The 13,456-nt window shown below is 48.1% G+C and carries 18 protein-coding genes; 14 read left to right on the forward strand and 4 right to left on the reverse strand.

Translation table 11 applies throughout. The features are described 5' to 3' along the window. Positions 1-110: 110 nt before the first annotated feature. Positions 111-494 carry an ACT domain-containing protein gene (locus QXJ75_06375; GenBank protein MEM3737686.1) on the reverse strand — a complete coding sequence of 128 codons (384 nt, stop codon included), beginning with the start codon at positions 492-494 and terminating at the stop codon, positions 111-113. 256 nt (positions 495-750) lie between these two features. Here QXJ75_06375 and hisA point away from each other — a divergent pair, with 256 nt between their 5' ends. The 8 genes from hisA to QXJ75_06415 are packed head-to-tail and all read left to right on the forward strand — an operon-like array spanning position 751 to position 6,099. After that, positions 751-1,485, forward strand: a complete 735-nt coding sequence (gene hisA / locus QXJ75_06380) for a 1-(5-phosphoribosyl)-5-[(5-phosphoribosylamino)methylideneamino]imidazole-4-carboxamide isomerase (protein MEM3737687.1) — start codon at positions 751-753, stop codon at positions 1,483-1,485. Next, positions 1,457-2,053, forward strand: a complete 597-nt coding sequence (gene hisB / locus QXJ75_06385) for an imidazoleglycerol-phosphate dehydratase HisB (GenBank protein MEM3737688.1) — start codon at positions 1,457-1,459, stop codon at positions 2,051-2,053. The genes hisA and hisB overlap by 29 nt, the downstream gene beginning before the upstream one ends. Position 2,054: 1 nt before the next feature. Further along, complete coding sequence (hisF, locus tag QXJ75_06390; GenBank protein ID MEM3737689.1) at positions 2,055-2,813, forward strand: imidazole glycerol phosphate synthase subunit HisF; 759 nt, start codon at positions 2,055-2,057, stop codon at positions 2,811-2,813. Positions 2,814-2,822: 9 nt separating this feature from the next. After that, positions 2,823-4,130, forward strand: coding sequence for a histidinol dehydrogenase (hisD, locus tag QXJ75_06395; protein MEM3737690.1), 1,308 nt, complete (start codon positions 2,823-2,825; stop codon positions 4,128-4,130). Continuing rightward, positions 4,123-4,407 carry a phosphoribosyl-ATP diphosphatase gene (hisE, locus tag QXJ75_06400; GenBank protein ID MEM3737691.1) on the forward strand — a complete coding sequence of 95 codons (285 nt, stop codon included), beginning with the start codon at positions 4,123-4,125 and terminating at the stop codon, positions 4,405-4,407. Before hisD ends, hisE begins: the two co-directional genes overlap by 8 nt. Positions 4,408-4,422: 15 nt before the next feature. After that, the gene (gene hisH / locus QXJ75_06405; protein ID MEM3737692.1) at positions 4,423-5,046 is read left to right on the forward strand and encodes an imidazole glycerol phosphate synthase subunit HisH; all 624 of its coding nucleotides are present in this window, start codon (positions 4,423-4,425) and stop codon (positions 5,044-5,046) included. Between the two features lie 4 nt (positions 5,047-5,050). Next, positions 5,051-5,431, forward strand: a complete 381-nt coding sequence (hisI, locus tag QXJ75_06410) for a phosphoribosyl-AMP cyclohydrolase (protein ID MEM3737693.1) — start codon at positions 5,051-5,053, stop codon at positions 5,429-5,431. Beyond that, positions 5,428-6,099, forward strand: coding sequence for a histidinol phosphate phosphatase domain-containing protein (locus QXJ75_06415; GenBank protein MEM3737694.1), 672 nt, complete (start codon positions 5,428-5,430; stop codon positions 6,097-6,099). The genes hisI and QXJ75_06415 overlap by 4 nt, the downstream gene beginning before the upstream one ends. A gap of 8 nt (positions 6,100-6,107) precedes the next feature. Here the strand turns inward: QXJ75_06415 and QXJ75_06420 are convergent, their stop codons facing one another. Together QXJ75_06420 and QXJ75_06425 are read right to left on the reverse strand one after the other, a co-directional pair. Next, entirely contained in the window at positions 6,108-7,511 is a 1,404-nt protein-coding gene (locus tag QXJ75_06420) for an aspartate kinase (GenBank protein MEM3737695.1), read from the reverse strand. Positions 7,512-7,592: 81 nt separating this feature from the next. Then, entirely contained in the window at positions 7,593-8,465 is an 873-nt protein-coding gene (locus tag QXJ75_06425; protein ID MEM3737696.1) for a cation diffusion facilitator family transporter, read from the reverse strand. 113 nt (positions 8,466-8,578) lie between these two features. Here QXJ75_06425 and QXJ75_06430 point away from each other — a divergent pair, with 113 nt between their 5' ends. Genes QXJ75_06430 through QXJ75_06440 form a run of 3 tightly spaced genes read left to right on the forward strand, consistent with a single transcriptional unit; the run spans position 8,579 to position 10,019 of the window. Continuing rightward, positions 8,579-9,055 (forward strand): 30S ribosomal protein S13, encoded by a 477-nt coding sequence (locus QXJ75_06430; protein ID MEM3737697.1) that lies wholly within the window; start codon positions 8,579-8,581, stop codon positions 9,053-9,055. Further along, positions 9,055-9,627, forward strand: a complete 573-nt coding sequence (locus QXJ75_06435; protein ID MEM3737698.1) for a 30S ribosomal protein S4 — start codon at positions 9,055-9,057, stop codon at positions 9,625-9,627. Before QXJ75_06430 ends, QXJ75_06435 begins: the two co-directional genes overlap by 1 nt. Further along, entirely contained in the window at positions 9,624-10,019 is a 396-nt protein-coding gene (locus QXJ75_06440; GenBank protein MEM3737699.1) for a 30S ribosomal protein S11, read from the forward strand. Before QXJ75_06435 ends, QXJ75_06440 begins: the two co-directional genes overlap by 4 nt. A 32-nt stretch (positions 10,020-10,051) precedes the next feature. On the opposite strand, the gene amrS is transcribed toward QXJ75_06440, so the two are convergent. After that, positions 10,052-11,104: an AmmeMemoRadiSam system radical SAM enzyme gene (gene amrS, locus QXJ75_06445; GenBank protein MEM3737700.1), complete on the reverse strand. Its 1,053-nt coding sequence runs from the start codon at positions 11,102-11,104 to the stop codon at positions 10,052-10,054. A gap of 146 nt (positions 11,105-11,250) precedes the next feature. Between amrS and QXJ75_06450 the strand changes: the two genes are divergently transcribed. The 3 genes from QXJ75_06450 to QXJ75_06460 form a co-directional block, all read left to right on the forward strand. Next, positions 11,251-11,466: a TFIIB-type zinc ribbon-containing protein gene (locus QXJ75_06450; protein MEM3737701.1), complete on the forward strand. Its 216-nt coding sequence runs from the start codon at positions 11,251-11,253 to the stop codon at positions 11,464-11,466. A 307-nt stretch (positions 11,467-11,773) separates the two neighbouring features. Next, positions 11,774-12,529 (forward strand): ATP/GTP-binding protein, encoded by a 756-nt coding sequence (locus tag QXJ75_06455; protein MEM3737702.1) that lies wholly within the window; start codon positions 11,774-11,776, stop codon positions 12,527-12,529. Between the two features lie 263 nt (positions 12,530-12,792). After that, positions 12,793-13,456, forward strand: a 664-nt coding sequence (locus tag QXJ75_06460) for a hypothetical protein (GenBank protein ID MEM3737703.1), incomplete at its 3' end; no start/stop codon positions are given.

A 13,456-nucleotide genomic window follows, 5' to 3' on the forward strand; every position in this document is an offset into this window, starting at 1 on the left:
CCCCGTCAATATTTTTAGTGCTGTTCACAACTTAGGCAAAATGAAGCATACGCAGAGAGACCAAGATTTTTAGAGTTTAGCACCGTATATGCCATTAACAGAATAAGCAACTAGGGGTAACTGCGAATCTCCACCTCCTTAGCTGCTCCCTCATTTACTACGCTCTTCTTCAACTCGTCGATTCCATACTCACTTCTAGAAATGTCTACGATGGCGTGCCATTCAGCCAGCTTCCCACGGTGGATTGTCCTCGACCTTGTTAAAATGAGGTCTACGTTTAGCTTAGCTAATATAGTGGCAACTTTGGCCAAGGCACCAGGGATGTCACCCAAGGTGACCTTGACCTCCGCCAGTCTGGCTTTAGGGTCGGCGAGGGGTAAGAGCTTTACCTCTTTACTTTCCAAGTCGGCGACGAGCATCATGTGAGTGCCTTCCCTAAGGTCGAATGCCTCCCTGATGGTGAGCGGTATAATTACTCTGCCTCTTGAATCCATTCGTACAAGCTCAGTTAACCTCAAGTATATCTTCTCCTCAGTTGATAGCGAAAGATCTTCATATAAACGTGTTCATATCGTGGGTTTAATCCCACAAATTTCCCATAAAAATTCCACTAGCTGAGGTCAAGATTTCCACAACCGCTGAAACCACGCCTACAAAAACATATCAGTAATTACGCGGATAAGCTGATAAGCTAAGCAGAAGGGACACTGGTATATCCATGGAGGTACCCATATGTTGGGAGGAGCATAGATGTTAGTTATTCCATCTGTAGACATAAAGGATGGCAGATGCGTCAAGCTAATTAAAGGTAAACCTGGCAGTGGAAGGGTAATCTCTCAGGATCCTATCGAAGTCGCAAAGAGGTGGGAGGAAGAAGGCGCTGAGCTACTCCACCTAATCGACCTTGACGCCGCTATAACTGGGAGTAAAGGGAATAGGAAAATTGTTGAGAACATCTTGAGAGAGGTGAAGGTCCCAGTGGAGGTTGGAGGCGGTGTGAGAACCGTGGAGACAGCTTCAAGCCTCATCAAAGCTGGCGCAGAGTGGGTTATCATGGGCACCGCCGCTGTAGAGAACCCAGACATAGCTGCGGAGACGGCGAGAGTTATAGGGCCCTCACGACTGATCATCGCAATAGACTCTGAGGAGGCGGGGGTGCTGGTGAGAGGCTGGACACAGCAAACTTACCTCTCGACTCTACGGGCGTTGGAGTATTTCCAAGATTTAAAGGTGGCCGCTTTCCTATATACGGATGTGAAGGTCGAAGGCACGTTAAGTGGGGTAGACCTTAAGAGCGTAGAGAGGCTTGCCAGCTATACAGATAGGCCTATAATATACTCAGGGGGTATTACCTCGCTTCGAGAGGTTGGTGCCCTAGCCAAGTTGGGTCTCAAGGGAGCTGTTATCGGAAGAGCACTCTACGACGGATATTTCACATTGAAAGAGGCGATGGATGTTGCTAAGTCAACGTCGGGCTACAGTTGACCGAGAAACACATGAAACACGCGTAAGGCTCGAGATAAACCTTGACGGCGAAGGGTTGCATAATATAGATACTGGTATTCACTTCCTAAATCACCTTCTGGGCTCCCTTGCGCTCCATGGAATGATAGATCTGAACATTCAAGCCACCGGAGACTTGAAAGTTGACGACCACCATGTGATTGAGGATGTAGCCCTCGCCCTCGGCCAAGCCCTGTCTCTGGCGGTAGGAGAGAAGAAAGGCTTAAAGCGGTTCGGTTACGCCGTCGCACCTATGGATGACGCGCTAATCATGGCTGCTGTAGATCTCTCAGGCAGATTCCACTTCGAGTCGAACCTAGAGTTTAAGAGAACCAAGATTGGAGACTTGATGGCTGAGATGATAAACCATTTCCTCAAATCCTTCGCAGAGACAGGACGACTTAACCTTCATATAGTCGCCCTCAGAGGCTCTAACGACCATCATAAGGCGGAGGGCACATTCAAAGCTGTGGGACTAGCTCTTGCCTCCGCAGTGGAGGTAAACCCCCGCCTCAAAGATAGACCAGCAAGCGAGAAGGGTGTACTTTGAGATGTTGACGAAAAGAATTATTCCATGCTTGGACGTCTTAGAGGGACAGGTTGTCAAGGGAGTTCATTTCAAGGGGCTAAGGAACGCAGGGGATCCCCCTACACTTGCTAGAATTTATGAGGAGCAGGGCGCCGACGAGGTAGTCTTCCTCGACATTGGCGCCTCACCGCAAGGTAAGCACACCATGATCGAGACGATCAAAAAGACCGCGGAAGAAGTCTTTATCCCGCTTACCGTCGGCGGCGGGATAAGAGGGTTAGAGGATATTGCGGCAATTCTAAAGGCTGGTGCAGATAAATTCTCCATAAACACTGCCGCCGTAAGACACCCTGAGATAATCAAATCAAGCGCGGAATACTTCGGTAGCCAATGCGTAGTTATAGCTATCGACGCGAAACGCATCTCGCCCCAGCGTTGGGAGGTATATGTGATGGGTGGCCGTGAGCCTACGGGGCTGGATGCTGTTGAGTGGGCTAGGAGGGTGGAGTCTCTTGGGGCGGGGGAGATCCTCCTGACGAGTATCGATGCGGACGGCACTCAAAACGGTTACGACCTCGAATTGACAAGGAAGATAGCGGAATCCGTCAATATACCAATTATCGCCTCCGGAGGCGCCGGTTCACCCCACCACATATACGAAGCTCTGACCGTGGGAGAAGCCGATGCGGCCTTAGCTGCTTCTATATTCCACTACGGCCGCTACACCGTGGAGGATATCAAAAGGTATCTTTCCGAGAGAGGAGTACCGGTTAGGCTGTAGGTGTTCTCTGTGATTGGTCCATGTAGACTGAAAGATCTAAGCCAGGTTGAAGTTGAGAGGATAATTTACCGGAGGCGAAGCTTAGAGTCCATAAAGTCAACCGTCCAAAGCATCTTAGAGGATGTCAGAAAGAATGGTGACGAGGCTGTTTTGAAGTATACGAGACTGTTCGACAAGGTTGATCTGCCTCGTGAGAGACTGAAGGTTACAGGTGACGAGATCACACGGGCATACAAAGCAGTACCTAAAGAGGCCACCAAAGCCCTTAAAGAAGCCGCCAATAATATTGCCTTCGTCCATAGGAGGCAGCTTCCGCGAGACAGGGTTCTGAGAAATCGCGGTGGGATCAGAGTTGAACAAATCTTCAAGCCTATTGAGAGAGTGGGAATCTATGTGCCAGGGGGCAGAGCTTCCTACCCCTCAACCGCTCTGATGGCGGTGATTCCCGCAAAGGTTGCGGGGGTCAGTAGGATTTCAGTATGCACACCGCCTAACATGGAAGGTGGAATTGACGCTGCAGTCTTGGTCGCCTTAGATCTAGCTGGGGCTGACGAAATCTACAAAGTTGGTGGGGCACAGGCGATAGGTGCTATGGCTTATGGAACAGAGACCATACCATGTGTGGACAAGATCTTCGGCCCAGGGAACATTTACGTATCAGCCGCTAAAGGTTTAGTTTACGGTCAAGTAGGAGTTGACTTTCAAGCTGGGCCGAGTGAGATACTTATATATGCTGATGAGACAGCGAGCCCCTTGCTGGTAGCTGCAGATATTCTTTCACAAGCCGAGCATGACCCTGACTCTGTAGCTGTGCTGGTGACCAGCTCGGAGAAGATAGCCCATGAGGCTAAGGGTGCCGTAGAGAAGCTGGTAGAACGTGAGGAACGCTCCTCTATAATCAATGATTCACTGGCAAAGAACAGTGCCATCCTAATAGTTGAGGATGAAAAAGAGGCAATCGAGTTCATCAACAGGTTTGCACCTGAACATCTCGAGCTTCTAGTTAAGAGACCGAAAAGGTTGCTTAGAGGTTTAAGAAGTGCTGGTTCGATATCTATAGGCCCATACACGCCGGTTGCTGCAACTGACTACGCTGTTGGCTCAAACCACATATTACCCACCGCGAATAGCGCCTCATTCACCTCGAGCCTCACGGTCTACGACTTCATGAAAGCTATATATGTCCAGACCCTGACTAAAGGGGGGTTACGTAGGTTGAAGAGAGTTGTCTCAACGCTCGCGAAATATGAGGGGTTCTCAGCACATGCGCATTCTGTTGATGCAAGATTTGTAAGGGAGGTGCATATGTGTGAGTGAAGGTATATTGACGGAGGTCTACAGGGTTATTGAGAGACGAAGAGATAATCCCTCCCCAGACTCTTACGTCTCTAAGTTGATTGGTAAAGGTCTTGATAGCATATTGGCTAAGGTTCAAGAGGAGTCAGATGAACTTATCACAGCTGCTCGTGAAGAAGGCGCATCAGAGATTGTCCACGAGGCTACAGATCTCATCTTCCACACACTCGTCCTTCTCGCGGCTAAAGGCATAAAGTTGGAGGAGGTCTACCAAGAGTTCCGCAGAAGAAGACGGTAACTGAGGCGTCAAGGCTTGAACAAACCTGAAGTAGCGATACTTGACTACGGAGTCGGCAACCTAATGAGTGTCACTAAGGGATTAAGCATCTCAGGAGCTAAGCCCAAGATAACTGCAAATGTAAAAGAAGCCCTATCAATGGATGCAATAGTTTTACCGGGGGTAGGTGCCTACTTTCCCGCCATGAAACATCTAACCCCCCACATCGAAGACTTCAAAACTATAGCGGAGAAAGGCAAGGTTATCTTCGGAATATGCCTCGGGCTTCAACTCTTCTTCTCCGAGAGTTGCGAAGGTGGAACAGTTAAGGGGTTAGGTCTTGTAGAAGGTAAGGTGATGAAGCTACCTATGGGTGTCAAGATTCCACAGATAGGTTGGAACAATATCAGAATTATTCAGAGTTCGCACCCAATATTGGATGGAATCAAGGATGGAGAATACTTCTACTTCGCACATTCCTACTACGGCGCCCCAAACTGCCCAGGATTAATTCTAGCTTCGACAGATTATGGAACCACATTTCCATCAATTATAGTGAAGGATAATGTAATCGGTACGCAGTTCCATCCGGAGAAGAGCGGTTGCGCTGGGTTAAGGTTGCTAAGAAACCTAGTCGACTTGATTAGAAGTCGGGGGTAGGGATATGAGGTTGAGCCAAGAAGAGGCAAGAGAAATTGCGGGGCAGTTGAACTACCGCCATAGGGGGTTGATTAACGTAGTAGCTCAAGACGCCTATACAAACGAGGTCTTAATGGTGGCGTTCGCCAACGCGGAGGCTGTAGAGAAGACTCTCACCTCAGGTGAGATGCATTATTGGAGCACTGAGAGGAATAGGCTCTGGAAGAAGGGTGAGACCTCAGGTCACTACCAACGCGTAGTGGGCGTATATGTGGACTGCGACATGGACTGTCTACTCGTGAAAGTGGAGCAGGTAGGTGGAGCGTGCCATCTAGGCTACAAGAGCTGTTTCTTTCGGCAGCTCAAAGATGGGGAGTTCAAGACAGTGGCGGAAGTAGTTGTATGAACCTTGGAAAACGTATAGAGTTACATACTCACTCGCTCCTCAGCGATGGCGAGTTGACCCCTAGTGAGATGCTCCGAAGAGCCGAGGCACTAGGCTATGAGGCAATAGCAATAACCGACCATGTTGACGCCTCAAATCTAGAATCTGTCGTAAAGAGCATCGTGAGACTCTCTGAAGAGGTAAGAAATTCCACAGAGACTGAACTAATCCCGGGCGTCGAACTCACACACGTGCACCCGAAGGACATTGACAGGTTAGCAAAGGATGCACGAAAATTAGGGGCAACATTGATCATCGTCCACGGCGAAACCCCGATCGAGCCTGTTGGATCCGGAACTAACTTCAGCGCAGTCAGCTCGACAGAGGTAGACATACTTGCTCATCCAGGCTTTATAACCGTGAAGGAGGGGGAATTAGCTCGAGAGAATGGCATTTACCTCGAGTTATCCAGCAGGAGAGGTCACTGTTTAACAAATGGCCATGTAGCCCAAGTGGCGCTAGAGACAAGTACGCGACTTCTTGTCAACACAGATCTCCATAGCCCAGGTGACTTCATAACTCAGGAGATGGCCTACAGAGTCGCCAGGGGGGCAGGGTTGAGGGATGACGAAGCCCTCAAAGTGGTCAGAGACAATCCTCAACAGCTTTTGAAAAAAATTAGGGTATGACCTTTTAGCTACTTACCAAGCTCGAACTCCCTATGGAGAGCCCTAACAGCCCTCTCCCCGTCTGACTCCTTCACTACGAACGATATATTCAGCTCAGATGATCCCTGTGCTATCATCCGGATATTAATCTTCTCCCTGGCCACCGCCCCGAAGACGCGAGACGCAACCCCAGGAGTCCCTCGCATCCCAGCCCCGACTAAGGCCACGATGCATACGTCATCTTCAGCGCTGATATCCCTCACCAGATCCCCACCAAGTAATGCAGTCTCGAGAAGGTTGAGTACCTTGTCCAAGTCATTCCTACGGACGACAAAGGAAATGTTAGCCTCTGACGAGCCTTGAGTGATCATCAGGACATTAAGGTTGTTCTTTCCTAGGAGGTCGAAGAGCTTAGCAGCAACCGTAGGTGTGCCAAGAATACTTGCTCCGCTTACAGTGACTAAAGCGACCTTTCTGATCAAGGAAGCAGCCTTCGCGACAGCTTGAGGCGCCACGCTCTGCTCGCCGATGATTCTAGTTCCTTGGTTCTTAGGGTTGAAAGTATTCCTAATCCTGATCGGGATATTATCCTCTAAAGCCACCTCAAGGGCTACGGGAGGCATCATCTTGGCTCCAAAATATGCCATCTCCATCGCTTCTTGGTATGAAAGCTCAGGGATTGTCTTAGCTGAAGGCTCGATTCTAGGATCAGCAGTCATTAAGCCGTCGACATCACTCCATATCCAGACCTCATCTGCCCTCAGGGCAGAGCCTAGAATTGTGGCTGTTAGATCCGAACCTCCCCTACCCAAAGTTGTTACAACTCCGTTCTGGTCGGCGGCTATAAAACCCGTCACAACAGGTGTTAAACTTCTCTCCAGTAGAGGCCCAAGTCTCTCCCTCACGTGATATCTGCACATGTTTAGCAAAGGGCGGGCTTCCCCAAATTTGGAGTCAGTTAATATACCAGCATCTTTACCGGTGAACCATTCTGACTGTACTCCAATGCTTAGCAGCGCTCCCCATAAGATCGGGGCAACCAGTCTCTCTCCAAATGATAGTATGTAATCCTTTATGCGAGGGGTCAACTCGCCCAGGTATCCAACCCCAGTTAAGACTTTGCTCAATTCCGATGAGGTAAGGTTTATAGACTCTCTAACTCTTTCTTGAATATTCTCGAGGTCTACGGCCTTTGAGGCGGCGGCAGTATGCTTTTTCGTAAAATCTTCGACAAACCTCGAGATCGCTTTCTGGTCGCCTCTCGTAGCCATATCGCAGGCGGACAGAAGGTCGTCGGTGTTGCTTCCCATAGCTGAAACCACTACGGCAACCTTATTTCCTTGCACGACAGAATCCTTTACCAGTCCAGCTGCATGTCTAATTCGTTCCCCATCGGCTACAGAGGTCCCACCAAACTTCATGACTAGCCGCATTTAGACACCACGAGACATTCTCAGATAATAGGGCTTAATATTTAAGTTTCCAATAGTCGTTAACTGCAGCCCTCCTCATCATCATTCAGGTTCAACGTGTACTAAGACTTCCTCGACGCCGTTTACCTCATCCTTAAGCCTTTTCTCAAGAATTTCAGTGACCTTGTGAGCATCCTCAACAGAGGTGTCGCCCTTGACTGTGATGTGCATATCAATAAATATTTTATCCCCTACTACCCTTCCTCGAAGAGAATGGCAATGCACTCCTTCGCCGCATACACTGCCAGTCACATTTCTTATTCTAGTGAGGACCTCTCTACTAACACCAAAGTCAACTAGCATTTTAGTGCTGCTCCTAAAGAGAGAAACTGCTACATAGATCATGATAGAACAGATTATAATTGCGGCAGCGGAGTCTGCGTAGTATATGCCTAACGCGGTCCCTACAAAACTGGCAATGACAACTATTGACGCAAAGACATCAGTCAATGTGTGGAATGAATCAGCCTTTAATATGTGGGAGGAAGTTTCCTTTCCCACCATCCTCTCATAGGTTGAAACTATGAGGCTGATGGCGAGAGACACTATGACTGCCGCAAAGGATAGAGACGTAATGTTAGGTACTATACCCAATAAGACCCTCTCTATAGCCTGACTGATTATGTTAAATCCTGCTACAGCCATCATAGTAGTTATCACCAGTGCTGTGGCATACTCAAATTTCTGGTGGCCATATGGGTGGTCGAAGTCAGGCGGCTTTTGGCTTAAACTATTCCCATAGATGCCTATGACCGATGAGAATGAGTCGAATAATGAATGAAACGCGTCGGAGATCAACGCGATACTACCAGCTGAGATGCCGAAGGTAAACTTGATCGCCGCCGAGGTGATGTTCCCTGCTAGGGCGAGAACTAGGGTTCTCTTAATCTTAATGTTGCGCGGCGTTGTTGCCATATTACACCCGCACTATCCTTCTGTACATTTTAGCTTCACGACCTAAAGGTTTTTCCATGGTCAGAAAAATTTAATAGGCATGGGAGGCGTTTGGTTAAACCAGTGATTGCATATTGAGTGAGGGCTTCAAGCATATCGTTCGCATTTCAGGCGTAGATGTTAACGGCTCAAAAAAGTTACCTTACGGGCTTGCCAAGATAAGGGGCGTGGGCGTTAACTTTGCCAAAGCCGTAGTGAAAGCAGCGGGCTTAAGTTGGGACATGCCCGTGGGCAAGTTGACTGAAGAAGACGTACAGAAACTTGAGAGCGTTATAACCCACCCTGAGAAATACGGAGTTCCAAGTTACTTATACAATAGGAGGAAGGATCTCGAGAAAGGTGTTGATATTCATCTTCACGGCTCAGATCTAGATCTTCGCACAAAGATGGATATCGAGTTTATGAAGGGGATAAGAAGCTGGAAGGGCATCCGTCACAGTCTAGGCTTGAAGGTTAGAGGACAGAAAACTCGAACCTGTGGGAGGACAGGAAGAGCGGTTGGTGTGAGGAAGAAGGAGTTAAAGGCTGAGGTTGGGGAGAAGAGTAAGTAATGGGAGATCCTAAGAGGCAGAGAAGAAAGTTTGGGACACCACGCCACCCTTGGCGTGAGGGAGTCCTCGCAGAGGAGTTAAACCTTGTAGGACTTTACGGGCTGAGAAATAAGCGGGAGTTATGGAGACATAAGACTGAGTTGACTAGATACCGCAACATAGCCCGTTCACTCTTAGGTATGCCGCCAGAAAAACGGCAGAGGTTAGAGAATGAGCTCTTGACTAAGCTTAACCGTTTAGGGTTAGTAAAGGAAAATTCCACCGCCGAGGACGTGTTGGACCTTACAGTCCAGAACATACTTGACCGTAGACTGCAGACCATGGTTTACCGGGCTGGTCTCGCTAAGACACCACATCAAGCTCGCCAGCTTATAACCCACCGCCACATAGCCATTGGGGGGCGAATGGTCACATCGCCTAGCTACTTGGTTTCACGTGAGGAAGAAGAATTGGTAGGATATAGTCCCTATAGCCCCCTCAACAGTCCTGAACACCCCCTCAGGAGGGGCGGCGAGGCAGTCGAAGCCTTATTGGCTGGCAAGAGTCCTGTGCCTAAGGAGGGGCGCGCTTGAGCGAGAGAGTTGAGCGCTGGGGTATAGCTCATATCTTCAGCTCTTTCAACAACACCATTGTTCATATAACCGATATCTCGGGCGCTGAGACGGTAGCATTATGTTCTGGAGGCATGTTCGTAAAAGCTGACCGCCTCGAATCTTCTCCATATGCGGCGATGCAGTCCGCCTCGAAAGCGGCGCAGATAGCTAAGGACAAAGGTTTCACAGCTATCCACATAAAAGTCAGAGCTCCAGGCGGCCATAAACAGAAGACCCCAGGCCCAGGCGCCCAAGCGGCCATTCGTGCATTGGCTAGGTCAGGTCTGAGAATAGGTAGGATAGAGGATATAACTCCAATTCCTCACGATGGCACCCGACGGGCGGGTGGGCGGAGGGGACGGAGAGTTTAAAAGCTTCACCCATCTAAGCAATATCTTCATCCTCAAAATATACGTGGGAAGCTTGTGCCTCTCTCCTCATATTTTCCTTTTATAGGGATTAACTCGCAGCATTTGGGGCATCTCATCTCATTTGTTAGGTTCCATTTCGTGATTGCGAAGCCACAGCGGCCGATTAGCTGCTCGTGGCAGGTTGGGCAGTACGTGTTCTCTCCGCTGTGTCCAGGTATATTCCCAACATATACGTAGTGTAGCCCTATCTTTCTCGCTACCTCTGCTGCCTTGACAAGAGTTGATGCTGGAGTAGCGCTGAGGTGTGACATTTTATAAAGAGGATAAAACCTGCTGAAGTGTGTTGGCGTATTCGGGCCTAAGGTTTTCAGTATCCACTCGGCCATCTCTTCAATCTCGTCCATTTTGTCGTTTAGTCCAGGTATTATCAAATTGGTTAGCTCGACATGAATGCCCATCTCGACCATCAGCTCGGTAGCCTTTAAAACATCATCCAGATTAGCCTTGCAATAAACACGGTAGAACTGCTTGTTGAAACTTTTAATATCAACATTGGCGGCATCGATATATGGGCTTAACTCTTCCAGTGCCTCTGATGAAATATAACCGTTTGTCACCAGAATATTAGGTAGACCCTCTCTCTTTGCTAACTTAGCGCAGTCGAGTACGAACTCATACCAGATTATAGGCTCGTTGTAGGTATAAGAGATACTTCTACAGCCATACCGCCTAGTAAGCTTAACAACCTGCTCCGGAGAGACCTCCATCGCTCCCACATCCCAGGGACCAGCTTGAGATATCTCCCAGTTCTGACACCAGGGGCATCTGAAAGAGCAAGAGACTGAAGAGATAGAGAAGGTTTTACTTCCAGGCCAGAAGTGAAATAAAGGCTTCTTCTCGACTGGATCGGCATTCATGGCTGTTAGAGCCCCATAGGTTAAAAGATATAGTTTCCCCTCATCGTTCACTCTGACCCTACAGAAGCCTTTCTCCCGAGGTTTGATGTAACACATTCGAGGGCAAATTTTACATCTCACCACATTGCTAGGAAGATGCTCGTAGATGAGCGATTCCCTAACTCTCATCGTGCCTCACATCGGTAATTCTACAAGTCTAAAATTCAAAATTCCTCGGTGAGGTCTGAGCCTCAACTGCTAAGTTTATGTTTAGAGAGATATATACTTGCTGATAGTAACCCTAAAGAAAATGTAAGGGAAGTATTTAGGTGGAGGTGGGCTTTACGACATACTGCCCTGAGTGTGGCGGGGAGATGACCTACGATATCAACACAAAAAACTATACCTGCAAGAGCTGCGGCCTCACCTTGGCTTTCCATGAACTCCTCGAAGCCAAGGAGAGAAACCTGCCAGTTCAGGAGGCTGAAGAGAGGAGGAGACAGGAACGTAAAGAATACATCAAATGGTGGCTCTCCAAGAAGGAGAAGTAAGCATATAACTGGCGGTGAAGCTCAATAGCATATTGCTGCATTAGAGACTCTAAAGCTTCACCTCTAAATGTTCTCGGCATATACCCACATGGAATTTAACCCCACATAGGGAAGGACATTAGAACCAATTCAACACTCGAACCCATCAGAGGAGGGAAGGAGCAAAAACAATGATGGAAGAGCTAAATCCGAAACGCCGCCACTCAGCCATAAGGCGAGGCGTAAATTAGACGTATCTATAGGGAAAATATGCGTTTACATGGGCTTTAAAACTAGAACCTACACGGCGTAGGAGGTGAGGGGCAATATGGACGGTATATTTATAGTAGGAACCGCCGGTTCTGGTAAGTCTCTACTTTCAGCCGCCCTAGCCGAGTGGTTGGCGGCGAAGAAGATAAGCGTATCCGTGGTGAACCTAGATCCTGGTGCGCCATTTCTCCCCTACGAACCTCAGATTGATGTGAGAGAGAACATAAGGGTTGAAGAGCTGATGGAGCGATATCACTTGGGCCCAAACGGGGCGATCATTATGGCGGCTGACCTGATCGCCGGCGAGGTTGAGAGAATAAACGACAAGTTGGCTGAGCTGGGCACAGAATACGCCATCTTCGATACGCCAGGGCAGATTGAGCTCTTCGCCTTCAGAGCTAGCAGCCCCTACCTGCTTAAGGAGTTAAAACTTCAACAGAAGCTCATCATATACCTTTTCGACGCTGTATTCTGCTCAAACCCTTTAAATTATATGTCAAACCTTTTCCTCTCTGTCGCGGTTTATAACCGGTTCATCCTACCGCAGCTAAACCTTCTATCAAAGGTTGATTTGACTCCGAAAGAGAAAGTGGACGAGATACTATCATGGGGGAAGAAGCCTGACGTGTTAACAAATGCGATTGCTAGAGAGCTAAATGGGTCTACTTACCTGCTTGCACAGGATATAGTCAGAGCGATAATGCGGCTTCGCCTTGATTTCTCCCTCATACCATGCTCGGCAAGATACCTAGACAACTTCATTAACGTACATGCGGCTATTCAGAGAGTCCTGAGGAGGGGTGAAGAGTGCTGAGGACTACGTTTATGATCTTATATGCAAGCGTCTACAACTGTGGATGGCACTAAATAACTGCGGGCGAGAAAGGAATATCGGAGTGTGAGGCATAGGAACAAAGGCTTTTAATGACAAAATTGTATGATATTTCCATCCGCCTGGGGGTCTAACGTATAGAAGAAGAAATACTTCAGAAGATAGCAAGCCTAGACAGAGAGACGCAACCTCTAAAAGAGCAGAGGAACTCGCTTAATGAAGAAGTTAGACAGATTTGCGAGAAGATGAATGAACTTAACCGACAAATTGCAGCCCTCAGGGAAGAGGCCGCAAAGAGTAAAAAACTCAGAGATGAACTTAACACCAAAGTAAAGGAGCTGAAGCAGAATAGGGATAAACTAAAGGCTGCTGTTGAGGAGAAACATGAAGTCTACAAAAAAATGTCGGAGAAGATTGCTGAGCTGGAAAAAAACGTTTCGATGAGCGCGCAGCTTGCTTCGAAGAAATTTAATGAATTGGAGTGGAAACTCCAGACAACTTCGTCGTTAGGGGTTAAGGACGAACGGCAGATAATAGACCAGATTAAGGAGATCGAGAGGCAGCTAGCAGTTCACAAATTTATCAAAGACCTAAAGCAGAAAGCTCTCGATATCAAGTCAGAAATCGAATCCTTACGGTTACAGATGAAAATATCCCACGCAGAACTATCTAAGGCCGCTGAAGAGAGCCAGAAAAACCACCAAGTGATGATTGACACCCTAAAACGTGTAGATGAGTTAAGGGCTGAGTTGGAAAATAACCGTAAAACCTTTGCTGAATTAAAGACGAAGGCGGATAAGATTCACAATGAGTATATTGCGAAGATAAGTCAGAGGAAGGCTTTGGAGAGGCAGCTGAGTGAGTTTGCGGGGGATGCAGGGGTTGTGGGGTTAAAGAAAGCTCTTGAAC

The organism is Candidatus Bathyarchaeia archaeon (assembly GCA_038883335.1).
In the GTDB taxonomy this organism is placed as follows: Archaea; Thermoproteota; Bathyarchaeia; order Hecatellales; family Hecatellaceae; genus JAVZMI01.